Origin of the sequence: Polaromonas sp. YR568 (genome assembly GCF_943369415.1) — a bacterium.
Taxonomy (GTDB): Bacteria; Pseudomonadota; Gammaproteobacteria; order Burkholderiales; family Burkholderiaceae_C; genus Polaromonas.
Window position 1 is genome coordinate 1 of sequence record NZ_CALRNF020000015.1, and the last position, 20,505, is coordinate 20,505.

The following is a 20,505-nucleotide window of genomic DNA, read 5'->3' on the forward strand; positions in this document are numbered from 1 at the left end:
CGCCGCCGACATCTCCGACTACATCGTCGGCTTCTACAACAGCCGGCGCCTGCACTCAACCCTGGGTTATCTGCCTCCCAATGTCTATGAACGACAAATGGCCGAACGTGCCCTTATCGAGGTGTCCGAAATTACTTGACCAGCACAAAGTCCCGGTTTCAAGCACAGGCCGCGGCGCTCACCCCCGCCCTCTCCCAGAGGGAGAGGGGGTAAAACCTTATAGAAGCCCGCTTCTGGACATCCAGCAGCACCGGTCCCGGTTACTTCACGTTTGTGGGGTTCAGCGACGGCAGCGCCGGTGAAGCCCCGCGCGCCACGTCGGCCGCGGTACGCCTGGTGCGCGGCGGGAAGTAGGAACTACTCTTTCGCGACCTGCAGCACCAGCTTGCCGAAGTTCTCGCCGTTGAACAGCTTGAGCAGCGTTTCCGGGAAGGTGTCCAGGCCCACGACGATGTCTTCCTTGCTTTTCATGGTGCCGGCTTTCAGGTAGCCCGCCATCTCGGCCACGGCGACGTGGTAGCGGTCGGCGTAGTCGAAGACCACGATGCCCTCCATGCGGGCGCGGTTCACCAGCAGCGACAGGTAGTTGGCCGGGCCCTTCACGGGCGTGGTGTTGTTGTATTGGCTGATGGCGCCGCAGATGATGATGCGGGCGCCGCGCGCCAGGCGTGCCAGCACCATGTCCAGGATCTCGCCGCCCACGTTGTCGAAGTAGATGTCTATGCCCTTGGGGCAGTGCTCCTTCAGGCCGGCGCGCACGTCGCTGTTCTTGTAGTCGATGCAGGCGTCAAAGCCCAGTTCCTTGACGACCCAGTCGCACTTGGCCTGGCCGCCGGCGATGCCGACCACGCGACAGCCCTTGAGCTTGGCGATCTGGCCCACCGTCTGGCCCACCGCGCCGGCCGCGCCGGAGACCACCACGGTTTCGCCCGCCTTGGGCAGGCCCACTTCCAGCAAGCCGAAGTAACCCGTCATGCCCGGCAGGCCCAGCACGTTGAGCCACGAGGTCAGGCCCTGGCGCGGGTCTATCTTGAACATGCCGCTGCGCTTGACCTGGTCGGCCGCGATCAGGCAGTACTCCTGCACGTCGAGCGCGGCGTTCACATAGTCGCCCACGGCAAAGGCGGGGTTTTGCGAGGCGATCACCTTGCCCACGCCGCCGGCGCGCATCACGGCGCCGATTTCCACCGGCGGGATATAGCTTTTGGCGTCGTTCATCCAGCCGCGCATGGCCGGGTCCAGCGACAGGTACAAAGTCTTGACGAGCACACCGCCCGGGCCGGGTTCGGCGACGGGTTCGGTGGTGAAGTTCCAGTTGTCGCGCGTGGGCAGGCCGACGGGTCGGCTGGCCAGGCGAATCTGGTGGTTGCTCAGGCTGGTGATGGCGCTCATGGTTGTCTCCGCTGGATCTGTTGAGAAAGTGTCGCGGCCATGGTAGCGGCGGGATCGCCCGGCGTCAGTCGCGCAGGCGATTGCCCTGCCACAGGGGTCGCTTGAAGCCACACGGGAGGTATTCAACCGAGCCAGGGCCGCGGAACCGGCTTTGCCGGGCCGCAGGCGCAGCGGCCCCCTCGGGGGGCAGGGAGCGACACGAAGTGCGCGACCGTGGGGGCCATGGTTTATGCTTTAGAGATGAAACTCCACAACTATTTCCGCTCTTCCTCCTCGTTTCGCGTACGCATCGCGATGGAGCTCAAGGGCCTCAGCTACGACTACATTCCCGTGCACATCGCCAAAGGCGAGCACAAACAGCCGCCTTACGCCGCGCTGGCCGCCGACACCCTGGTGCCGCTGCTGGAAGTCGACGGCGAAAAACTTTCGCAGTCCATGGCCATCATCGAATACCTCGATGAAAAACACCCCGCGCCGGCCCTGCTGCCGGCCGACGCCCTGGGCCGCGCCAAGGTGCGCGCGCTGGCCCAGTCCATCGCCTGCGAAATCCACCCCATCAACAACCTGCGCGTCCTCAAGTACCTGGTGAAAGAACTCAAGCTCGACGAAGCCGCCAAAAACGCCTGGTACGTGCACTGGTGCCGCGAAGGGCTGGAAGCCTTTGAGCGCCAGCTGGCCCAGCTGCCGCCGTCGACCTTTTGCTACGGCGACACGCCCACGCTGGCCGACTGCTGCCTGGTGCCGCAGATCTTCAACGCCAAGCGTTTCAATGTGAGCTTTGACGGCCTGCCGCGCACCATGGCCGCCTATGACGCCTGCATGAAGCTGCCGGCTTTCCAGAAAGCCCAACCTTCCGCCTGCCCCGATAACGAAGCTTGAAAATGTGGCCCCCACGCTCCCCACTTCGTGTGGTTCGCTGCCCCTTCTTGATATGTTCCGGGGCTCGTTTCCTAGGGGCGGCCCGTCGGAAAATTGGGCTACCGATTCGGTCGATATGGACGCACGCTGGCTGATTCCCGACTGGCCGGCGCCCGCCGGCGTGCGGGCGGTGTTCACCACCCGCGCCGGTGGCCTGTCTGCCGCGCCCTATGACAGCATGAACCTGGGCGACCATGTCGGTGACCTGCCGGCCAGGGTCGCGGCCAACCGTGCCTTGCTGCGCCAGGCACTGGGCCGCCGCGCGGTCTTTCTGCAGCAGGTGCACGGCCGCGAGGTGCTGGCTGTGGATGCGGGCACTGACGACGGCCTGCAAGCCGATGCCTGTGTGACCATGGAAACCGGCGTGGCCTGCACCATCATGGTCGCCGACTGCCTTCCCGTTCTGCTCGCCACTGAAGACGGCGCGATGGTCGCTGCGGCGCATGCGGGCTGGCGCGGACTGGCCGGCGGCAAAGACGGAAAGGGCGTTCTGGAGTCGGTGCATGCCGCGATGAACACGGATGCCCGCACCATCGCCTGGCTGGGCCCCTGCATAGGGCCTTCGTCGTTTGAGGTCGGCCCTGAAGTCAAAGCGGCATTTGAAGCTGTTCAGCCCGAAGCTGCCAGCCTGTTCGTGCCCACCGGCGCCGGCAAATACCTGGCCGACCTGCCGGGCCTGGCGCGGCTGCGCCTGAAGGCCTTGGGTGTGACGCAGGTGTATGGCAACGACGGCAGCGATGCCTGGTGCACCGTGCGCAATCCCTCGCGGTTTTTCTCGCACAGGCACGATGCCGGGCCTGCCGGCAACGGCTTCGGCACCACCGGCCGGATGGCGGCCTGCATCTGGCGCGAATAAGGCAAGCCGGCTGCGGCCTCAGCGGCCCGGCAAGACCTCAAACATGGTGCGCAGGGTATTCGTAAAGCGCGGCCGTATGCGGCTGCTCCACTCGGTGCCGCGCACGGCCAGCCAGGGCGGCGAGCCCAGCGTCTCTTCACTCACCAGGTCGTAGCAGGCCAGCGACAGCGGGCCGTGGTCATGGTTCAGGAAACGGCTGGCGCGTATGCAGCCGCTGACCTTGGCCAAGCCCGGCATGTGCTCGGTGTCGTACCAGTCGGCCACCTGGGGCATCCAGCCCGCTTCGGGATCCATCTCCACGACGTAGTGAAATACCGGCGCCGCATTCGCGGAGGCGCCGGCCGTGTCGAACACACGTTCCAGCCTGGATATCCTGAGATCCTTCAGGCCGGGCCAGCGTTTCTGCAGGTCGGACTCCAGCGTGGTGGCGACCGCTTTGTCGAGCTCGCTGCGCGCATCCAGGAATACATAGGCGTAAAAAATCCCCTGTTCCTTGTTGAAAGCCGCATGGGCCGGCAGGGCCGTGGCTTTCGCGGCGCAACGCAAGCGCTCCAGCAGGTCCGCAAAATCGACGGCGTGGCGAACCGTAGCGCCGGCCTGCACCAGCAGGGCATCGGTGGGGTGGCCTGCGTCGCTCACCTCAATGCCCCACCTGGAGCGCCACCAGGAAGCGCGACACCATGTTGTAGGAGGCCACGGTGGCCACCAGGTCGACGCGCTGCTGTTCGTTGAAGAAAGGCTTGAGCGGGTCGAAGACGCTGTCGGGCACTTCGATGTCGCGCGTCATCGCATCGGTCAGCGCGATGACGTGGCGCTCCAGCTCCGAAAACATGGTGGCTTGCGTGCCCGCTTGCGGGTCGCGCAGTGCCTCGATTTTTTCCGATGGCATGCCGGCCGCCAGCGCGTGCGGCACGTGCGCGTCAAATTCATAAGGCGCGCGGTTCAGCACCGCCACCCGGAGGATGACCATTTCACGCAGCAGCGCGGGCACCGAGCTGCGGTTGCGCACGGCGGTCAGCAACTGTTCCCAGCCCTGCGCCAGCGGCGGGCTGTTGAGCAGCACCTGGTAGAGCGGCGAGACGCGGCCGCGTTCGGCCATGATGCCGGCCTCGATGGCGGCCAGTTCCGGCCGGCTGCCGGGGGTGACGGGTGTGATGCGCATGGGTGCGTTTGCCTTTACTCGGGTTTGATCTTCTTGGCGCGAATGACCTTGCCCCACTTGGCCGTGTCATTTTTGAGCAGCAGGGCCAGCTCCGCCGGGCTGGAGGCCGCGGGCTCCGCGCCCGAGGCCAGCAGCTTGCTGCGCACGCCCTCGTTGGCCAGCGCGCGCCTGACCGCCTCGTTGAGCCGCGCGATGTCGGCGGCCGGCGTGGCCTTGCCGGCGAACAGCGCGTACCAGTTGTCGGAATCGACGCCGGCCATGCCCATTTCCTGGAAGGTTTTCACCTCGGGCAGCAGCGGGTGGCGGCGGTTCGAAGCGATGCCTATGGGCTTGAGCTTGCCGGCCTTGATGAAACCGACCAGGCCGGGGATGTCGCCGAAAAAGCCGTCCACGTGACCGGCGATGACATCGGTGATGGCCGGTGCCGCGCCCTTGTAGGGCACGTGCACCAGCGGCGCCTTGGTGGCATCGGCCAGCAGTTCCATCGCCAGGTGCGGCACGCTGCCGGTGCCTGACGAGGCCATGGTCGCGCCGTCCTTGCGCAGCCTGGCGTTGGCGATGAACTCGGCGCCGGTGTTGGCCGGGTTGCCGGCGCCCACCACCAGCAGCTCCACGTTGTTGGCCACCAGGGAGACCGGCGCCAGGTCGCGCACCGGGTCGTAAGGCAGCTTTTCATAGAGCGGCGGGTTGATGGCCACCGCGCCCACGCTGGTCAGCCAGAGTGTGCTGCCGTCGGGCGTGGCGCGCGCCACGTATTCGGCCGCGATCGCGCCGTTGGCGCCGGCCCGGTTTTCAATGATCACCTGTGAGCCCAGCTCCTTGCCGAGTTGCTCACCGATGGTACGGGCCACGAAGTCGACCGGCCCACCGGGCGGGAAGGCCACCACGAGGCGGGTGATTTTGGCCTGCGCGTAAGCGGACGGCGCCGCAAAGCCCACGGCCAGGACTGCGGTCGTCAGCAGCAGGGCGGCCCTGCGGGGGATGTTTTTGCTTGTCATGATGTTTTCCTTTGTCTCCATGAATCTCAACTTCTCAATTTTTTAAATTCAATCGCAACGCACCGACATGCCGCCGTCCACCACGATCTCGGTGCCGGTGATGAAGCGGGCTTCGTCGGACGCCAGGAACAGCGCGGCATTCGCGGTGTCGCGGCCGTCGCCCATAAAGGGCAGCGGAATGCGCGACTGGCGCTGCTGCAGCAAGGCCGTCACGTCGCCGCCCGTGCGCTGTTTGGCCAGGCGCACGTCGACCATGGGGGTGTAGAGCTGGCCGGGCACCACGGTGTTCACGCGTATGCCGGCCTTGGCGTATTGCACCGCGACCACGCGCGAGAACTGGATCACCCCTGCCTTGGTGGAGGCATAAGCGACTTGGGCCGAGCCCGTCCAGCGCAGGCCCGAGGTCGAGGAAATGTTGACGATGGCGCCCGCCGCCTGCGCTTCCATCAGCGGCAGCACGTGCTTGCAGGTGAGGAACACGCTCTTGAGGTTGTGGTCCAGCTGGGCATCCCAGGTTTCCTCGGCCATCTCCACCGGCCCGCCGGCGGCCGAGCCGCCCACGTTGTTGACCAGCACGTCGATGCGGCCGAAGCGGGCGATGCAGGCAGCGACCACGCCGGCGATAGAGGCCGACTGCGTCACGTCGCACTGCGCGGTGGCGATCTCGCCGCCGGCTTCCTCGACCAGGCGCACGGTTTCCTGCATGCGCTCGGTGTCGCGGTCCACCGCAAAGATGCGGGCGCCTTCCTGCGCAAAACGCACGGCGATGGCGCGGCCGTTGCCCCAGCCGGGACCTACCGATCCAGCGCCGGTGACAAAAGCCACCTTGCCGGCAAGGCGGCCGGCGACGGGCGTCTGGGTGTTCAAAGTGGTGGCGTTCATGCGGGGAATTGGTAAAGGTGTTGCGGGTTCCGCACCAGCAGCTTGTCCTGCAGTTCGGGCGTGGGGGCGATGGTGGGCAGCAGGTCCACCAGCGCGCCGTCGTCCGGCACGTGCGTGTGGTTGGGGTGCGGCCAGTCCGTGCCCCAGAGGCAGCGGTCCGGGAAGGATTCGACCAGGCGGCGCGCCAGCGCGGCGCCGTGGGCATAGGTATGCGGCGGGCTGGCATCGATGCGGTCCGCGCCGCTGACCTTGACGTAGAACAGCGGGTCTTCCATCAGCCTGCAGAGCGCCCGGAAATCGGCGTGGTCGGGACCCAGCCGCGCATCGACACGGCCCATGTGGTCTATCACCACCGGCACGGCCGAGGTCTTGAGCACCGACGCCAGATCGTGGATCAGGCTGCTGTCGAAATGCACCTGCAGGTGCATGCCCAGCGGCGCCAGGCGATGGGTGAGGGTGACGGCCTGCTGCACCGTGGCGCCCTGGCCCAGGTGCTTCATGAAGTTGAAGCGCACGCCGCGAAAACCTGCGGCCATCAGGCGCCGCAGTTCCGCGTCGGGCACGTCGTGCGGCGCCAGCGCGATGCCGAGGTAACGCCCGCGGCCCGCGGAGATCGCGTCTTCCACCGCCGAGTTGTCAAAACCGTGAACGGCCGACTGCACGATCACGCAGCGCGAAATGCCCAGCTTGCGGTGCAGGCTGAACAGCGTGGCCGCCGGCGCGTCGGCCGGCGTGAAGTTGCGCGTGGCCGCGAAGGGGAAGCGCGCGGCCGGCCCGAAAACGTGGACGTGGCTGTCGCAGGCGCCTGGCGGCGGGCGGAAGGCCGGCTGCGAGGGTTCGGGCAGGTAGGTGAGGACGGGTTCTGTGTTCATGGTGCTGCCCTGTATTCTGGTGCCGCATGGCCCTGGCCGGACTGTCTTATTGCGGATACCAGTTATCGGAAATAGCAATAGCTTCTAGAATGGCTTGAAGCACTTTTTTGGGAGTCTGCCATCGACCTGCGCCGTCTTGAATACTTCGTGGCCGTTGCCGAAGCCGGCAGTTTCAGCAAGGCCGCCGCCGCGCTGGTGATGTCGCAGCCCGCGCTGAGCCAGCAGATCGCCACGCTGGAGCAGGAAACCGGCCACCGCCTGTTGACGCGCACAGGCCGCGGCGCCGAGCCCACCGCGGCGGGAACGGCCCTGCTGGAGCACGCGCGCGGCATTTTTGAACTCGCCGAGCGCGCCCGCGCCGACATGCGGGAGCGGCAGCTGGTTCCCAGCGGGCGCATCACCCTGGGCCTGCCGCCCCGCGTGGCGCATGCCATGACGGCTGACCTGGTGGAGCGCTTCCGCGCCGAATTCCCGGATGCGGCCATCAGCGTGGAAGAGGGCCTGAGCATCCGCCTGCGCGAAGGCCTTGTCGCGGGGCGGCTGGACGTGGCCGTGCTTTTCGACCCGCCGGCTTCGCCGCTGCTGGACATCGAAACGGTGGCGCGCGAATCGCTGGTGCTGATGTCTTCCTCGCCCTTGCCCGCGCGCATACGGCTGGCCGACGTCGCGGCCTTGCCCCTGGTGCTGCCCAGCAAACCCAATTCCCTGCGGCAGTTGCTGGAGAGCGAGGTCAAACCCCGGGGCTACCGGCTCCAGGTGGTGGCCGAGGTCGAGTCGATCAAAACCGTGCTCTCGCTGGTGGCGCGCGGCGTGGCGGCTACGGTGCTGCCGGCCAGCGCGGTGCATGAATGGACGGATGCGGCGCCGCCCTTCATGGCGGCCATCCATGCGCCGCAGATCCGCAACCGTTTGTGCATTGCCGTGCCCAAGGCGCGGCCGGCCACGCGCGTGAGCCGCTTTTTAGTGCAGCTGACGCGGCAATTGTGTCTGCAGCATTACGGCGAGGCGGCCAGGCCGCGCCAGCCCTGAGTTTTGTCAGCCCTTGGGCGGCTCCTGCGCGGCGGGCTGGTGCACCGCTTCGGTTTTTTCGCCGGCTGCGTTGGCTTCGGCATCTGCAGTTTGCTGCACAAGTTCCTGCGCGGCGCGTTTCTTGAGGGCTTTGCTGCGCGCGGGCGCGCCCATCAGGTAAACCACCAATGCCACCGGCGCCAGTCCATAGAGTACAAAGGTAAACAGTGCACCCAGGAGCGTGCCGTTGCTGTTCGTAGCTTCGGCAACGCTCATCATGAGCACGACGTAAATCCAGGCGATGACAACCAAATACATAAATACTTGAAACTCTGCGTGCGGTCGGGAATTTTGAAAGCAAATCCTACGATACTGATGGTGTGCTTAAAAGAGTCACCGAGACTCAACATGATCGGGGAGACAGATGAATTCTGACGCAAACCGGGCCCAGGCGGCCCGTCAGATGCAAGAGACCTTTGCCGCGGGCCTGCAACAAGCCATGGGCGCGATGGCAGGCGGCGTCATGCCGCCGGGCTTTGGGCCTGCCAACGGTGCTAATGGCGCCAACGGCATTCAAGGCCAGCCCCTGCTGCAGTTCGACCCAGCCAGGCTGCAGCAACTGCAGCAGCGCTACATCGCGGACGCTTCCGCGCTGTGGAACCAGGGCCTGCAGGAGGGCGCCGATACCCTGGTCGCCTCCGACCGCCGGTTTTCCAGCGAAGCCTGGAAGGCCAACCCGGTTTCCAGATTCTCCGCGTCCACCTACCTGCTGAACGCCCGCACCCTGATGGAACTCGCCGACGCCGTGCAGGCCGACGCCAAGACGCGCGCGCGCGTGCGCTTTGCCGTCGAGCAGTGGATGGCGGCCACCGCGCCCAGCAATTTCCTGGCGCTCAATGCCGAAGCCCAGCAAAAAGCCATCCAGAGCCAGGGCGAAAGCATTGCCCAGGGCCTGACCAATTTGCTGCACGACCTCAAGCAGGGCCATGTGTCCATGACCGACGAAAGCGTGTTCGAGGTCGGCAAGAACGTCGCCACCACCGAAGGCGCGGTGGTGTTTGAAAACGAATTCTTCCAGCTGCTCGAATACAAGCCGCTTACGGCCAAGGTCTATGAAAAGCCCTTCCTGCTGATCCCGCCCTGCATCAACAAGTTCTACATCCTGGATCTGCAGCCCGAGAACTCGCTGATCCGCTATGCCGTCAGCCAGGGCCACCGCACTTTTGTGGTCAGCTGGCGCAACCCCGACGAGTCCATGGCCGGCAAGACCTGGGACGACTACATCGAAAACGCCGCGATCAAGGCCATCGAGGTCGTGCAGGAAATCACCGGCGCCAAAACGCTGAACGCCCTGGGCTTTTGCGTGGGCGGCACCATCCTGGGCACGGCGCTGTCGGTACTGGCCGCGCGCGGCAAGAAGCCGGTGGCCAGCGCCACCTTGCTGACCTCCTTCCTGGACTTCACCGACACCGGCATCCTGGACATCTTCATCGACGAAACCTCGGTCAAGTACCGCGAGGCCGAGATGGGGCAGGGCGGTTTGCTCAAGGGCCAGGACCTGGCCTCCACCTTCAGCTTCCTGCGGCCCAACGACCTGGTCTGGAACTACGTGGTGGGCAATTACCTCAAGGGCGAAACCCCGCCGCCCTTTGACCTGCTCTACTGGAACAGCGACTCCACCAACCTGCCCGGGCCTTTTTACGCCTGGTACCTGCGCAACACCTATTTCGAGAACAACCTCATCAAGCCCGGCAAGGCCGTGGTCTGCGGGCAGAAGGTCGACCTCAGCAAGGTCGACATCCCGGTCTACCTCTACGGCTCGCGCGAAGACCACATCGTACCGATAGGCGGCGCCTACGCCTCCACCCAGCACCTGCCGGGCCCCAAGCGCTTCGTGATGGGGGCTTCGGGCCACATCGCCGGCGTGATCAATCCGCCGTCCAAGAAAAAACGCAGCTACTGGACGCGCGACAAGCTGCCCCAGGGCAAGTTTCCGGCCACCCAGGCGGAATGGCTCAAGGGCGCGACCGAGTACCCCGGCAGCTGGTGGACCGACTGGTCGGACTGGCTCAAAGGCCATGCCGGCAAGCAGGTCGCCGCGCCCAAGGCTTACGGCAGCCGCAAGCACACGGTCATAGAGCCCGCCCCGGGCCGCTACGTCAAGGCCAGGGCCTGAGCGCCCGCCGCGCGCAGGCCGCAATCATTTTTAAAAACCACTCCACAAACTTCACAAGGGAACACATCATGGAAGACATCGTTATCGTTGCAGCCGGCCGCACCGCGGTGGGAAAATTCGGCGGCTCACTGGCCAAGATCCCCGCGACCGAATTCGGCGCGGCCGTCATCAAGGGCGTGCTGGAGCGTTCCGGCCTCAGTGCCGACCTGCTCGGTGAAGTCATCATGGGCCAGGTGCTCGCGGCCGGCGTAGGCCAGAACCCGGCGCGCCAGTCGGTCATCAAGGCCGGCTTCCCGAACGGCATCCCCGGGCTCACCATCAACGCGGTCTGCGGCTCCGGCCTGAAGTCCGTGATGCTGGCGGCGCAGGCCGTGGTCACGGGCGACAGCGAAATCGTGATCGCCGGCGGCCAGGAAAACATGAGCGCCGCGCCGCACGTGCTCAACGGCTCGCGCGACGGCCAGCGCATGGGCGACTGGAAGATGGTCGACTCCATGATCGTCGACGGCCTGTGGGACGTCTACAACCAGTACCACATGGGCATCACCGCCGAGAACGTGGCCAAGAAGTACGGCATAGCACGCGAAGCCCAGGACGCGCTGGCCCTGGCCAGCCAGACCAAGGCCGCGGCGGCGCAGGACGCCGGCAGGTTCAAGGATGAAATCATCCCCATCACCATTCCCCAGAAGAAGGGCGACCCGGTGGTGTTCGCCGCCGACGAGTTCATCAACCGCAAAACCAGCGCCGAAGGCCTGGCCGGCCTGCGCCCGGCCTTCGACAAGGCCGGCGGCGTGACGGCCGGCAATGCCTCCGGCTTGAACGACGGCGCCGCCGCCGTGATGGTGATGACGGCCAAGAAGGCCGCGGCGCTGGGCCTGAAGCCGCTGGCGCGCATTGCCAGCTATGCCACCACCGGCCTGGACCCGGCCTACATGGGCATGGGCCCGGTGCCCGCGTCGACCAAGGCGCTACAGCGCGCCGGCTGGAAAGCCCAGGACCTGGACCTGCTCGAAATCAACGAAGCCTTCGCGGCCCAGGCCTGCGCGGTCAACCAGGAAATGGGCTGGGACACCAGCAAGGTCAACGTCAACGGCGGCGCCATCGCCATCGGCCACCCGATTGGTGCGTCCGGTTGCCGCATCCTGGTGACGCTGCTGCACGAAATGGCGCGCCGCGACGCGAAGAAGGGCATTGCCAGCCTGTGCATAGGCGGCGGCATGGGGGTTGCCCTCACACTGGAACGCTGAGATTGAAGTAACAATGCTGTAACCGGCACAAATCATGCATATGAGGCTATAGGATTCATAGCACGGCCTGGTTTGGGCCAGTTCAAAGTCAAACGGCATTCGGAAAATTCACAAAACCAATCAAGGAGATCGCAATGGCAAAAAAAGTAGCGTACGTCACGGGCGGCATGGGCGGCATTGGAACCGCCATTTGCCAGCGCCTGGCGAAAGACGGCTTCCTCGTGGTGGCGGGCTGCGGCCCCACGCGCGACTACACCAAGTGGCTGGATGAGCAGAAGGCGCTGGGCTATACCTTTTATGCTTCGGTCGGCAACGTCGGCGACTGGGATTCCACCGTCGCGGCTTTCGACAAGGTCAAGGCCGAGCACGGCCCCGTGGCCGTGCTGGTCAACAATGCCGGCATCACGCGCGACGGCCAGTTCCGCAAGATGAGCAAGGCCGACTGGGACGCGGTGATTTCGACCAACCTCAACAGCATGTTCAACGTGACCAAGCAGGTCATCGAGGGCATGATCGAAGCAGGCTTCGGCCGCATCGTCAACATCTCGTCGGTCAACGGCCAGAAGGGCCAGTTCGGCCAGGTGAACTATTCCACCGCCAAGGCCGGCCTGCACGGCTTCACCATGGCGCTGGCGCAAGAGGTCGCGGCCAAGGGCGTCACGGTCAACACCGTGAGCCCCGGCTACATCGGCACCGACATGGTCAAGGCCATACGTCCCGACGTGCTGGAGAAAATCGTGGCGGGCGTTCCGGCCAAGCGCCTGGGCCAGCCCGAGGAAATCGCCTCCATCATTGCGTGGATTGCGTCCGACGAGGGCGGTTATGCCACGGGCGCCGACTTCTCGCTCAACGGCGGCCTGCACATGGGCTGAGCGCCGCTTGGGCCCTTGTTAAAAAACCCGCTTCGGCGGGTTTTTTTATGGCCTGTCCTGGAAAACCTCAGGGCAGGGCCTCGAAGGAAACGTAGCGCCCCTTCACGTCGAGCGCGGTGTCGGGCTTGTCGGGCGCCTCCGGCGCTTGCTGGAATCCCAGGGACAGAAAAATACCGTGCTCCGGCAGCCAGACATACTCCGACCGGCGTTCGGCGGACTGGCCCGTCGTCTCGCTGCGGCAACTGACCTTGGCATAGGAGCCGGTGAACCCGGCTCCTATTGCCGCACCGTCCACCTGCCCCGAGCGCTCACAGTGCCGGCGGCTCTGGTAGCGCGTGGTTTGCAAGGTCAGGCTCTTGCCGTCGGTATCGGAAATCCTGTCCATGGTCAGGTCCAGTTTCCATGCGGCGGAGTCGGGTGCCCCGCCTTCAGGCTTGCCGCTGAGGGATTCCACGGAGTCGTTGTACCAGCCGACCCGGCCCATCAGGTCGTGCACCAGCGGCGCGACTTCCCGGCTGCGCGTATGCACCGAAAACAGGTTGCGAAAGAGGACGTAGCGCTCCTGGTAGACCACGCTGTGGCCGCCCAGGTCATACCAGTCATCCTGGCGCATGACCAGGCCCTTGCCCATGGGTTGCAGGGTGACGCGGATCTCGACTTCCGTCAGTCCGGCCGGCGATGAATAGCTGCGCCGGGTGGCGTACTTGAATGCACGTGCGACGGGCTTGCCGAAGGAAGGGTCCAGCGCCGCCGCACTTGCGACCACCTGGGGCGAAAGATCCGATAGTTCCAGGGGCTGGTAGGGATGCAGGTAGGCGGCCACCGCCAGCACCAGGGCGATCAGCGTCACCGGCGCCCACCAGTAGCCGATCAGCCTGTTGCGGGTGACGGAAGGCATGGGGGTGAGCATGCCGCGATTGTAGGCAGGGCCTTGCGGCCGTGCCCCCTGGTTTTACCCTCGATGGCGCGGCAAACATCCTGCAAGGGCGTGGGGATTTGGCCGTGGGGTGCTCGCACAACTGTAGTAAATTCAAGCCACGTGTTCTACGGGGACAGCCCGCCTGCCGGGCTGCGTCGCAGGCCTTCCTTAACCACTTTCCAGAAGGAATCCCTCTCGCATGCCCCATAGCGTCTCACTGATCAGCACCATCGCCGCCGGCCTGGGCCTGGCCCTCATCTTTGGTTTTCTCGCGGTGCGGCTGCGTTTGCCCGCCTTGGTCGGTTACCTGCTGGCGGGCGTGGTCATCGGGCCGTTCACGCCCGGCTTTGTGGCCGACGCGGAAATCGCCAGCCAGCTCGCCGAAATCGGCGTGATGCTGCTGATGTTCGGCGTGGGCCTGCATTTTTCGCTCGACGACCTGCTGGCCGTGCGCAAGATCGCCGTGCCCGGCGCCGTCGTGCAGATGACGGTGGCGACCGCGCTGGGCATGGGCCTGGCGCACTGGTGGGGCTGGAACCTGGGCGGCGCGCTGGTCTTCGGCCTGTCGCTGTCGGTGGCCAGCACTGTGGTGCTGCTGCGCGCGCTGGAAAGCCGGGGCATCCTCGACTCGGTCAACGGGCGCATCGCGGTGGGCTGGCTGGTCGTCGAAGACCTGGCCATGGTGCTGGTGCTGGTGCTGTTGCCGCCGCTGGGCGGCTGGCTGTCGGGCAAGGTCGATGCCGACGTCAACGCGCTGTGGAAAACGCTGGGCATCACGCTGCTGCAGGTGGGCGGCTTTGTGGCGCTGATGCTGGTGGTGGGGCGCCGCTTTTTCCCCTGGGTGCTGTGGCAGGTGCAGCGCACCGGTTCGCGCGAGCTGTTCACGCTGTGCGTGGTGGCCGCGGCCGTCAGCATCGCCTTCGGCGCCACGGCGCTGTTCGGCGTGTCTTTCGCGCTGGGCGCTTTTTTCGCCGGCATGGTGATGCGGGAATCCGAGTTCAGCCACCGCGCGGCCGAAGAGTCGCTGCCGCTGCGCGACGCTTTCGCCGTGCTGTTCTTCGTGTCGGTGGGCATGCTGTTCGACCCTTGGGTGCTGCTGGAGCGGCCGCTGCAGGTACTGGCGGTGGTGGGCATCATCATCGTGGGCAAGACGCTGGCGGCCGGCGTGCTGGTGATGGCCTTCCGCTACCCGCTGAACACCGCGCTCACCGTCTCAGCCAGCCTGGCGCAGATCGGCGAGTTCTCTTTCATCCTGGTCGGCCTGGGGGCCTCGCTGGGCCTGCTGCCGCCCGAAGGCCAAAGCCTGGTGCTGGCCGGCGCGCTGATCTCCATCGCGCTCAATGAGCTGGTGTTCAAGGCGGTTGCGCCCCTGCACAAATGGATACTGGCCAAGTCGCCGCTGGCGCGCAAGCTGGAGGCGCGTGACGACCCGACGGCCGAGCTGCCGGCCACCACCGACGAAAAATATTTGTCCAACCACGTGGTGCTGGTGGGCTACGGGCGGGTGGGTCGGCGCATTGCCGAGGCGCTCAAGGCCAACCACATTCCCTTTGTGGTGGCCGAGCAGAACCGCGAGGCGGTGGAGCGGCTGCGCGACCAGGGCATGGCCGCCGTTTCAGGCGATGCGGTGGAGGCCGAAGTGCTGATCCAGGCGCACATCGCGCAGGCGCGCATGCTGGTGATCGCCACGCCCGATACGCTGGACGTGCGGCAGATGGTGGCCACGGCGCGCGCGCTGAACCCGGCGATTGAAACCGTGGTGCGCACCCACAACGAAGCGGAAGCGCGGCTGCTCGACAGCGAGAAGGCCGGCAAGGTCTTCCTGGGCGAGCACGAATTGGCGATGTCGATGACGCGGCACGTGCTGGAGCGCTCCGGCGTGGCGGCCGGCGCGTCAAGCTCGGCGCACTAGGCTTCTGATTTAGCCTTGGCCCGCAACACGGCCGAGCGCACCAGCGCCAGCCTGTCGTTGCCGAAATACATGTCCTCGCCCACAAAGAAGGTGGGCGAGCCGAAGGCGCCGCGGCGTATCGCCTCATCGGTGTTGGCCTTGAGCTGTTCCTTCACGTCGGGCCTGGCGATGCCCGCCAGGAACGCTTCGGCGTCTATGCCGACCTCCCGGCAAATCGCGGCCAGCACCTCGTCCTGCGAGATGTCTTCCTCGCGCGTGAAGTAGGCCGCGAAGGTGGCCTCGATGAAGGCAAGGTACTGCGGCCTGGCTGCGGCATCCTGGGCGATCCACAGGCAGCCGCGCATGGCCTTGACGCTGTTGACCGGGAACACCCTGGGCGGAAACGCGATCTTCAGGCCCGCTTCACGCGCGTTGTCGCGCACGTCCTTGAGCATGTAGCGGTTCTTCGGCGTGTCCATGTCTTCGCGCGCCGCGTAAATGCCTTTGTTGACGCTGTTGAAGATGCCGCCCACCAGCACGGGCTTCCAGTCTATGGTCTCCTGCAGTTCGGCCGCCAGCGGCTGGATGTTGCGAAAGGCGATATAGGTCCAGGGGCTGGAGCAGTCGAAGAAAAATTCAATCATGGTCTGTCACTTTGTTTTGAAATCGGGAAATTGATCAGGGAAGTTTGTGCGCGCCGTCCCGCACGCTTTGCGCCGTCTGCCCGAACAGCGCCTTGCGCGCCTCTTCGGTCAGGGCCGGCGCGCGCAGTTCCTTGCCCAGGTCCAGCCCGCGCTTGACGGCCGGCCGCTCGAACAGGGCGTCGTACCAGCGCTGCACATGCGGAAATTTCTCCAGGTCGACCTGCTGCGCCTTGTGCGTGCGCACCCAGGGAAAGATGGCCATGTCGGCGATGGAGTAATCGGCGCCGGCCACGTGCGCGCCCGTGCGTGTCAGCTGCGCATCGAGCACGCCGTAAAGCCGGTCCACCTCCTTGCCGTAGCGTTCGACGGCATAGGGAATCTTCTCCGGTGCATACAACAGGAAATGGCCGTTCTGCCCGGCCATGGGGCCCAGCCCACCCATCTGCCACATCAGCCATTGCATCGCCTGGTAGCGTTCGCGCAATCCAGTGGGCAGGAAGCGGCCGGTTTTTTCGGCCAGGTAGAGCAGGATGGCGCCGCTTTCAAACACCGCCACCGGCGCGCCGCCGCCGGCGGGCGCGTGGTCGACGATGGCGGGCATGCGGTTGTTGGGACTGATGGCAAGGAACTCCGGCGTGAACTGCTCGCCCTTGCCGATGTTGACCGGAACCAGCCGGTAGGGCAGCCCGCATTCCTCGAGCATGATGGAAATCTTCCATCCGTTGGGGGTGGGCCAGTAGTGCAGGTCGATCATGGGAATCCTCGGGTCTTGAATGCTTGAAACTTAGATGAATGGCGCCAGTGCCGGATGGTCGGCGGCGACCCGTCGGGCTTCACTGCCGCCCGGCTCCATCATCCGGAAGTCCGGGAAATCAAAACCCGGCCCCACCATGCAGGCGACCAGCGTGTAGCCCGCGGCATCGTTTGCTTGCGGCCTGGCCGCCTGCCAGAGGCCGGCCGCCACGACGTGCTGGGGCGTGGTTGCCGCGCTGACGCGGCCGAGCGGCGCGTGGTGCAACCGGCCGTCGGTGGCGTCCCAGGTCCAGAGGTCCAGCGGCGCGCCTTCCAGGTGCACCCACACTTCGTCGGACAGCACGCGGTGCCAGCGGGAATGCTGCGCGGCTTCGAGCAAGAAGTAGATGGAGGTCAGGGCGCTGCGCGCGGGCCTGCCGTCCTGCGGCATGACCTGGCCTGGGGAGCGGAATACCTCGCGGTACCAGCCGCCTTCGGGGTGGGGCTGGAGTTGCAGCTGTTCAATCAGCTGCCGGGTACGGGCTGTGGAGATGGGCGCGGGGTGGCTGGGCATGAGGCGCAGTGTGCCTCAAAGCCGCAAGGGCTTTCAATCGCTGCGGATTGCCCTTTGACCCCCGCGGGACAGGCGCGGCTTCTGGGCGCTATTCCAGGTCTTCGATGGCCAGGCTGTGGTACTTCTGCGCGTAGGAAAACGGCACCCTGCGCACCACCGTCATGATGCGCTCCGTGGCATCCTTGTTGGGCACGGGAATCATCAGCGCATGATGGCCTTCGCGGGCGAGGTCCACGTATTTGTGGACGGTGGCGCCTTCGGTGCCGACGCGCGGCAGGTTCACGTCCGAATGGCCGTCCGCGCGGCCGATGTCCGCCAGAATCTCCTCCGGCGTCAGCAGCATGACGCCGTCGCTGCCCACTTCCAGCTCCTCGGCCACCTGTTTGGCGTCATCGGCGTCGGGGAACATGATGAAGGCGTAGCCGGTGGGGTAAAACGTACCGCCCATACTGATCATTTTTTTCGTCAGTTCAAATTGCTTCATGGCGAGTCCTTTCAGGATTGCGTTGTTTCAACGAATCATTAAGGCGCGGAAATTGTCAATTTCCGGTCAGCATTTGCATCCTCCGCCTGTCAGACGCGAACGTCAAGGCCCCACGGTCGCTCACTGCGTGTAGCTCCCTGCCCCCGAGGGGCCGCTGCGCCTGCGGTCTGGCAAAGCCAGTCCCGCGGCCCCTGTTGGTGAAGACAAACCCCCAGCGCCCTCCGTGTGACTCTGTGGGGCCAGCCGCTAGTTCAGTTCTTCTAGTTTGATGGTGGGCTCGGCCATCACACGCACCGTGCTTTGCAGCCCTTGCACGATCTGGTTGGCGAAAAAGCTGCTCTGGGTGTCGGGCTCCAGCGCCGCGATCACGAGGTTGGCCATGGGCTGGTTGAGCGGTACGTAGTAGCTGCCGCGCGGCACGTCGACGACGCCGCGCGCCAGGCTGACCTGCACCTTGATGATGGCGTTGCCGTCGGCGATCGCGCCGCGCACGTCCTGGCGCTCGCCCGAGGTGCTGGCGGTTTCGCGGTAGCTGTCGCCCAGCATGGAGCCTTGTTCAGCCACGCGCAGCACCTGCACGCCGTGCAGGCGCAACCGGTCGACGGCCGTGGTGGAAGCCGCTGACAGCCAGTAGCCGCAGGGGCGGGCGCGCGCCTTCAGGGTGCGCAGGGCGAGCGCGGAATCCCAGTCCACGCTGATGGTCTTGTCCGCGCCGGTGGCCGGGTCCAGCATCACCAGGTCGTACTGGGCGCCGGTGGGGCCGGCTTCGATGACGGCTTGCTCCTTGCAGGCCTGGGCGCCGACTTCCTTGTCGAGGTAGGGGCGCAGCTGGTGCAGTTCGTTGGCGCGCTGGGCGGTGCTGGCCAGCACACTGGTGATGGCGGTCACCTGGGTGTGCACGCGCCGCTGGATGTGCAGCCGGCCTATGCCGACACCGCGCGTTTCAATCAGCAGGCTGACGGCGTTTTTCAGGCCGTTCACGTTGCGGCCGGTGTCGGGCTGCGTGCCGCCCATGGAGACTTTTTTGTCGGCCAGGTCGCTGGAGGTGGTGTAGTACCACTCGCTGCTGAGGTTCTGCCCCTTGAGCGCGGCCAGCAGCGGGCGGCGGTACCACTCTTCGGCGGCCTTGGTCAAAAACTCGGGCAGGTTGGCGGTGGTGGCGTACTGGAACAGCGCGTCGAACTTCTGCACCGTGCCGAATTTCTGCAGGTAGCGGCCCACCACCGTGTATTCATGGGCGTCGACCACCACCGTCGGGTTGTAGTCGCGCGCCAGCCGGGCCAGGGCCTGCGCTTCGGGGGTGTTGAGCAGCAGGTGGTCGCGGTTCATGTCCAGCCCACCGGTGGTGGCGCGCTGGTTGCTGGCGGCGCCGTCGGGGTTGCCGCGCGGAACGATCACCACGTTGATGCGTTCGAGCACCGGCTGCAGCAGGCCCTGCGCAAGTTCTCGCGCGATCACCAGCAACGCTTCGCTGCCGGCCGGCTCGTCACCATGCTGCTGGCCGACCAGCAGCACGGTGGGCTTGCCCGCCGATTGCAGCACGGCCGCATCAGTGCCGCCGGCGCGCGTCAGCACCAGCGCCTCCAGCGTTTCGCCGCGCTGCGAACGGCCGAAGGACAACACGCTGGCCCGCACGCCCGGCGTGCGCGAAGCGGCCGAGGCCTGGTCGCGCAGCCAGGCCTGGATCTCGGCCTGGGTGGTGAAGCTGGTGCGGCCCGCTTGCAGGCCCGGGGTGTTGTAAATCACTGAAGGCGCGGGGAAGCGGGCGGCGACGGCGGCGCTGTACGGGGCATCGGCCTGGGCCGCGGGCGAGGATGGCAATGTGGCCGGGGCCACGGGTCTGACCTCCACAGTGGCCGGTGGAATCGCGGGAGAGGCGGGAGCGGGCGCCGGTGCAACGGTGGCAGGCCGGGCCGACGGCGGCGTCCACGGCGGTAGCGGGACCGAGGTGCCACAGGCGGCCAGCAACACCAGCGGCGCCAGCAAAGCGAGCGGCCGCGCACGGTGAATGTGATGGGTGGGCGGGGCGATGGGCTGTGTCGTTGGGGTTCGCGGCATGGTGGTCGTCATGGGTTTCTGCGCCTCTAGCATGGCCTGGTGCTATGGATGGATTGCCCATGTTACCCGCCTTGCCAGCCTGCATGCAGGCCAGTTTGAGCCGGTTTGCGCCGATGCCACAGTGGCGCGCGCCGCTTCGCGCATTCCTACATGCGGCCCCCGGCACGTCCCACACCGAGGCCATCGGGGCGAACCTAAATTGAACCAGCGGCCGGTCTGCAGCGGCCGCTTTGATTCACAAAGCCCCCAAACCCACGACCAACCCATTAGAGGAACCTATGAGCAAAGCACCCGCCAAAAAACACGACGCCGTCGACTTGCTCGATGCCGACCATATTGCGGTCAAAAAGCTTTTCACCGCCTACAAAAAACTGTGTGACAACAACGCACCCGCCGAGGAAAAGCGTGAAATCGCCGAGAAAATCTGCCAGGAACTGACGGTGCACGCGCAGATTGAAGAAGAAATCTTCTACCCCCAGGTTCGCGAGGCCATCAACGACGACCCCCTGCTGGATGAAGCCGAGGTGGAGCACGGCACGGCCAAAGACCTGATCGCGCAGATTTCCGGCATGGACCCCGAAGACGACCTGTATGACGCCCGCGTGACGGTGCTGGGCGAATACATCGACCATCACGTCAAGGAAGAGCGCGAGGAAATGTTCCCCAAGGCTCGTAAGTCCGAGCTGGACCTGGTGGCCATGGCGGACGAACTCAGCGAGCGAAAACTGGAACTGATGGAAGAGTTCAAGACCGAGGAGGTCTGAGGCCTCAAGCCCGGCGGCGCACGGGGCAAGACCCCTGATGCCGCCGGTGGCGCCCT

The 20,505-nt window shown here is 65.7% G+C and carries 22 protein-coding genes; 9 read left to right on the forward strand and 13 right to left on the reverse strand.

Features of this window, described 5'->3' with window-relative positions; all coding sequences use genetic code 11:
• On the forward strand, positions 1-139 hold a 139-nt coding region (locus tag ACLV74_RS11115), incomplete at its 5' end, for an IS3 family transposase (RefSeq protein WP_411878256.1).
• 218 nt (positions 140-357) lie between these two features.
• On the opposite strand, the gene ACLV74_RS11120 is transcribed toward ACLV74_RS11115, so the two are convergent.
• Positions 358-1,392: an NADP-dependent oxidoreductase gene (locus ACLV74_RS11120; protein WP_411879463.1), complete on the reverse strand. Its 1,035-nt coding sequence runs from the start codon at positions 1,390-1,392 to the stop codon at positions 358-360.
• 240 nt (positions 1,393-1,632) lie between these two features.
• Here ACLV74_RS11120 and maiA point away from each other — a divergent pair, with 240 nt between their 5' ends.
• Both maiA and pgeF read left to right on the forward strand, forming a co-directional pair.
• Positions 1,633-2,271, forward strand: coding sequence for a maleylacetoacetate isomerase (maiA, locus tag ACLV74_RS11125; RefSeq protein WP_411879464.1), 639 nt, complete (start codon positions 1,633-1,635; stop codon positions 2,269-2,271).
• Positions 2,272-2,386: 115 nt separating this feature from the next.
• Positions 2,387-3,166, forward strand: a complete 780-nt coding sequence (pgeF, locus tag ACLV74_RS11130) for a peptidoglycan editing factor PgeF (RefSeq protein WP_411879465.1) — start codon at positions 2,387-2,389, stop codon at positions 3,164-3,166.
• Between the two features lie 18 nt (positions 3,167-3,184).
• Here the strand turns inward: pgeF and ACLV74_RS11135 are convergent, their stop codons facing one another.
• The 5 genes from ACLV74_RS11135 to ACLV74_RS11155 are packed head-to-tail and all read right to left on the reverse strand — an operon-like array spanning position 3,185 to position 7,080.
• A complete protein-coding gene (locus ACLV74_RS11135; RefSeq protein WP_411879466.1) occupies positions 3,185-3,805 on the reverse strand; it encodes a hypothetical protein in 621 nt (206 codons plus the stop codon).
• A 1-nt stretch (position 3,806) separates the two neighbouring features.
• Positions 3,807-4,328 (reverse strand): carboxymuconolactone decarboxylase family protein, encoded by a 522-nt coding sequence (locus ACLV74_RS11140; protein WP_411879467.1) that lies wholly within the window; start codon positions 4,326-4,328, stop codon positions 3,807-3,809.
• Positions 4,329-4,342: 14 nt separating this feature from the next.
• A complete protein-coding gene (locus ACLV74_RS11145) occupies positions 4,343-5,326 on the reverse strand; it encodes a Bug family tripartite tricarboxylate transporter substrate binding protein (RefSeq protein ID WP_411879468.1) in 984 nt (327 codons plus the stop codon).
• A gap of 48 nt (positions 5,327-5,374) precedes the next feature.
• Positions 5,375-6,208, reverse strand: a complete 834-nt coding sequence (locus ACLV74_RS11150; protein ID WP_411879469.1) for an SDR family NAD(P)-dependent oxidoreductase — start codon at positions 6,206-6,208, stop codon at positions 5,375-5,377.
• Entirely contained in the window at positions 6,205-7,080 is an 876-nt protein-coding gene (locus ACLV74_RS11155) for an amidohydrolase family protein (protein WP_411879470.1), read from the reverse strand. Before ACLV74_RS11155 ends, ACLV74_RS11150 begins: the two co-directional genes overlap by 4 nt.
• Before the next feature lie 126 nt (positions 7,081-7,206).
• Between ACLV74_RS11155 and ACLV74_RS11160 the strand changes: the two genes are divergently transcribed.
• On the forward strand, positions 7,207-8,109 hold the full coding sequence (locus tag ACLV74_RS11160) for a LysR substrate-binding domain-containing protein (RefSeq protein ID WP_411879558.1): 903 nt from the start codon (positions 7,207-7,209) through the stop codon (positions 8,107-8,109).
• A 6-nt stretch (positions 8,110-8,115) separates the two neighbouring features.
• Here ACLV74_RS11160 and ACLV74_RS11165 read toward each other — a convergent pair whose 3' ends face one another.
• Positions 8,116-8,406, reverse strand: coding sequence for a hypothetical protein (locus tag ACLV74_RS11165; RefSeq protein ID WP_411879471.1), 291 nt, complete (start codon positions 8,404-8,406; stop codon positions 8,116-8,118).
• Between the two features lie 106 nt (positions 8,407-8,512).
• Here ACLV74_RS11165 and phaC point away from each other — a divergent pair, with 106 nt between their 5' ends.
• From phaC to phbB, 3 genes are all read left to right on the forward strand, one after another.
• A complete protein-coding gene (phaC, locus tag ACLV74_RS11170; RefSeq protein ID WP_411879472.1) occupies positions 8,513-10,264 on the forward strand; it encodes a class I poly(R)-hydroxyalkanoic acid synthase in 1,752 nt (583 codons plus the stop codon).
• 68 nt (positions 10,265-10,332) lie between these two features.
• Positions 10,333-11,511 (forward strand): acetyl-CoA C-acetyltransferase, encoded by a 1,179-nt coding sequence (locus tag ACLV74_RS11175; protein WP_411879473.1) that lies wholly within the window; start codon positions 10,333-10,335, stop codon positions 11,509-11,511.
• Between the two features lie 134 nt (positions 11,512-11,645).
• The gene (gene phbB / locus ACLV74_RS11180) at positions 11,646-12,383 is read left to right on the forward strand and encodes an acetoacetyl-CoA reductase (protein WP_411879474.1); all 738 of its coding nucleotides are present in this window, start codon (positions 11,646-11,648) and stop codon (positions 12,381-12,383) included.
• 67 nt (positions 12,384-12,450) lie between these two features.
• On the opposite strand, the gene ACLV74_RS11185 is transcribed toward phbB, so the two are convergent.
• The gene (locus ACLV74_RS11185) at positions 12,451-13,293 is read right to left on the reverse strand and encodes a hypothetical protein (protein ID WP_411879475.1); all 843 of its coding nucleotides are present in this window, start codon (positions 13,291-13,293) and stop codon (positions 12,451-12,453) included.
• Between the two features lie 208 nt (positions 13,294-13,501).
• On the opposite strand from ACLV74_RS11185, the gene ybaL reads away from it, so the two are divergent.
• Positions 13,502-15,214 (forward strand): YbaL family putative K(+) efflux transporter, encoded by a 1,713-nt coding sequence (gene ybaL / locus ACLV74_RS11190; protein ID WP_411879476.1) that lies wholly within the window; start codon positions 13,502-13,504, stop codon positions 15,212-15,214.
• Here the strand turns inward: ybaL and ACLV74_RS11195 are convergent.
• The 5 genes from ACLV74_RS11195 to ACLV74_RS11215 form a co-directional block, all read right to left on the reverse strand.
• On the reverse strand, positions 15,211-15,837 hold the full coding sequence (locus ACLV74_RS11195) for a 2-hydroxychromene-2-carboxylate isomerase (RefSeq protein WP_411879477.1): 627 nt from the start codon (positions 15,835-15,837) through the stop codon (positions 15,211-15,213). The genes ybaL and ACLV74_RS11195 overlap by 4 nt on opposite strands.
• A 34-nt stretch (positions 15,838-15,871) precedes the next feature.
• Positions 15,872-16,591 carry a glutathione binding-like protein gene (locus ACLV74_RS11200; protein WP_411879478.1) on the reverse strand — a complete coding sequence of 240 codons (720 nt, stop codon included), beginning with the start codon at positions 16,589-16,591 and terminating at the stop codon, positions 15,872-15,874.
• Positions 16,592-16,621: 30 nt separating this feature from the next.
• Complete coding sequence (locus ACLV74_RS11205; protein WP_411879479.1) at positions 16,622-17,143, reverse strand: cupin domain-containing protein; 522 nt, start codon at positions 17,141-17,143, stop codon at positions 16,622-16,624.
• An 88-nt stretch (positions 17,144-17,231) separates the two neighbouring features.
• Positions 17,232-17,627, reverse strand: coding sequence for an RNA-binding protein (locus ACLV74_RS11210; protein WP_411879480.1), 396 nt, complete (start codon positions 17,625-17,627; stop codon positions 17,232-17,234).
• A gap of 246 nt (positions 17,628-17,873) precedes the next feature.
• Positions 17,874-19,685: a M14 family metallopeptidase gene (locus tag ACLV74_RS11215; protein ID WP_411879481.1), complete on the reverse strand. Its 1,812-nt coding sequence runs from the start codon at positions 19,683-19,685 to the stop codon at positions 17,874-17,876.
• A gap of 278 nt (positions 19,686-19,963) precedes the next feature.
• Between ACLV74_RS11215 and ACLV74_RS11220 the strand changes: the two genes are divergently transcribed.
• On the forward strand, positions 19,964-20,449 hold the full coding sequence (locus tag ACLV74_RS11220) for a hemerythrin domain-containing protein (RefSeq protein WP_411879482.1): 486 nt from the start codon (positions 19,964-19,966) through the stop codon (positions 20,447-20,449).
• The last annotated feature ends 56 nt before the right edge of the window (positions 20,450-20,505 follow it).

Bases quoted from the DNA above. Each gene is read 5' to 3' on its own strand.
- maiA (WP_411879464.1), top strand. From the start codon at position 1,633: ATGAAACTCCACAACTATTTCCGCTCTTCCTCCTCGTTTCGCGTACGC.
- ACLV74_RS11205 (WP_411879479.1), bottom strand. From the start codon at position 17,143: ATGCCCAGCCACCCCGCGCCCATCTCCACAGCCCGTACCCGGCAGCTG.
- ACLV74_RS11120 (WP_411879463.1), bottom strand. From the start codon at position 1,392: ATGAGCGCCATCACCAGCCTGAGCAACCACCAGATTCGCCTGGCCAGC.
- ACLV74_RS11140 (WP_411879467.1), bottom strand. From the start codon at position 4,328: ATGCGCATCACACCCGTCACCCCCGGCAGCCGGCCGGAACTGGCCGCC.
- ACLV74_RS11195 (WP_411879477.1), bottom strand. From the start codon at position 15,837: ATGATTGAATTTTTCTTCGACTGCTCCAGCCCCTGGACCTATATCGCC.
- ACLV74_RS11145 (WP_411879468.1), bottom strand. From the start codon at position 5,326: ATGACAAGCAAAAACATCCCCCGCAGGGCCGCCCTGCTGCTGACGACC.
- pgeF (WP_411879465.1), top strand. From the start codon at position 2,387: ATGGACGCACGCTGGCTGATTCCCGACTGGCCGGCGCCCGCCGGCGTG.
- phaC (WP_411879472.1), top strand. From the start codon at position 8,513: ATGAATTCTGACGCAAACCGGGCCCAGGCGGCCCGTCAGATGCAAGAG.
- ACLV74_RS11220 (WP_411879482.1), top strand. From the start codon at position 19,964: ATGAGCAAAGCACCCGCCAAAAAACACGACGCCGTCGACTTGCTCGAT.
- phbB (WP_411879474.1), top strand. From the start codon at position 11,646: ATGGCAAAAAAAGTAGCGTACGTCACGGGCGGCATGGGCGGCATTGGA.
- ybaL (WP_411879476.1), top strand. From the start codon at position 13,502: ATGCCCCATAGCGTCTCACTGATCAGCACCATCGCCGCCGGCCTGGGC.
- ACLV74_RS11185 (WP_411879475.1), bottom strand. From the start codon at position 13,293: ATGCTCACCCCCATGCCTTCCGTCACCCGCAACAGGCTGATCGGCTAC.
- ACLV74_RS11175 (WP_411879473.1), top strand. From the start codon at position 10,333: ATGGAAGACATCGTTATCGTTGCAGCCGGCCGCACCGCGGTGGGAAAA.
- ACLV74_RS11210 (WP_411879480.1), bottom strand. From the start codon at position 17,627: ATGAAGCAATTTGAACTGACGAAAAAAATGATCAGTATGGGCGGTACG.
- ACLV74_RS11200 (WP_411879478.1), bottom strand. From the start codon at position 16,591: ATGATCGACCTGCACTACTGGCCCACCCCCAACGGATGGAAGATTTCC.
- ACLV74_RS11155 (WP_411879470.1), bottom strand. From the start codon at position 7,080: ATGAACACAGAACCCGTCCTCACCTACCTGCCCGAACCCTCGCAGCCG.
- ACLV74_RS11215 (WP_411879481.1), bottom strand. From the start codon at position 19,685: ATGCCGCGAACCCCAACGACACAGCCCATCGCCCCGCCCACCCATCAC.
- ACLV74_RS11150 (WP_411879469.1), bottom strand. From the start codon at position 6,208: ATGAACGCCACCACTTTGAACACCCAGACGCCCGTCGCCGGCCGCCTT.
- ACLV74_RS11165 (WP_411879471.1), bottom strand. From the start codon at position 8,406: ATGTATTTGGTTGTCATCGCCTGGATTTACGTCGTGCTCATGATGAGC.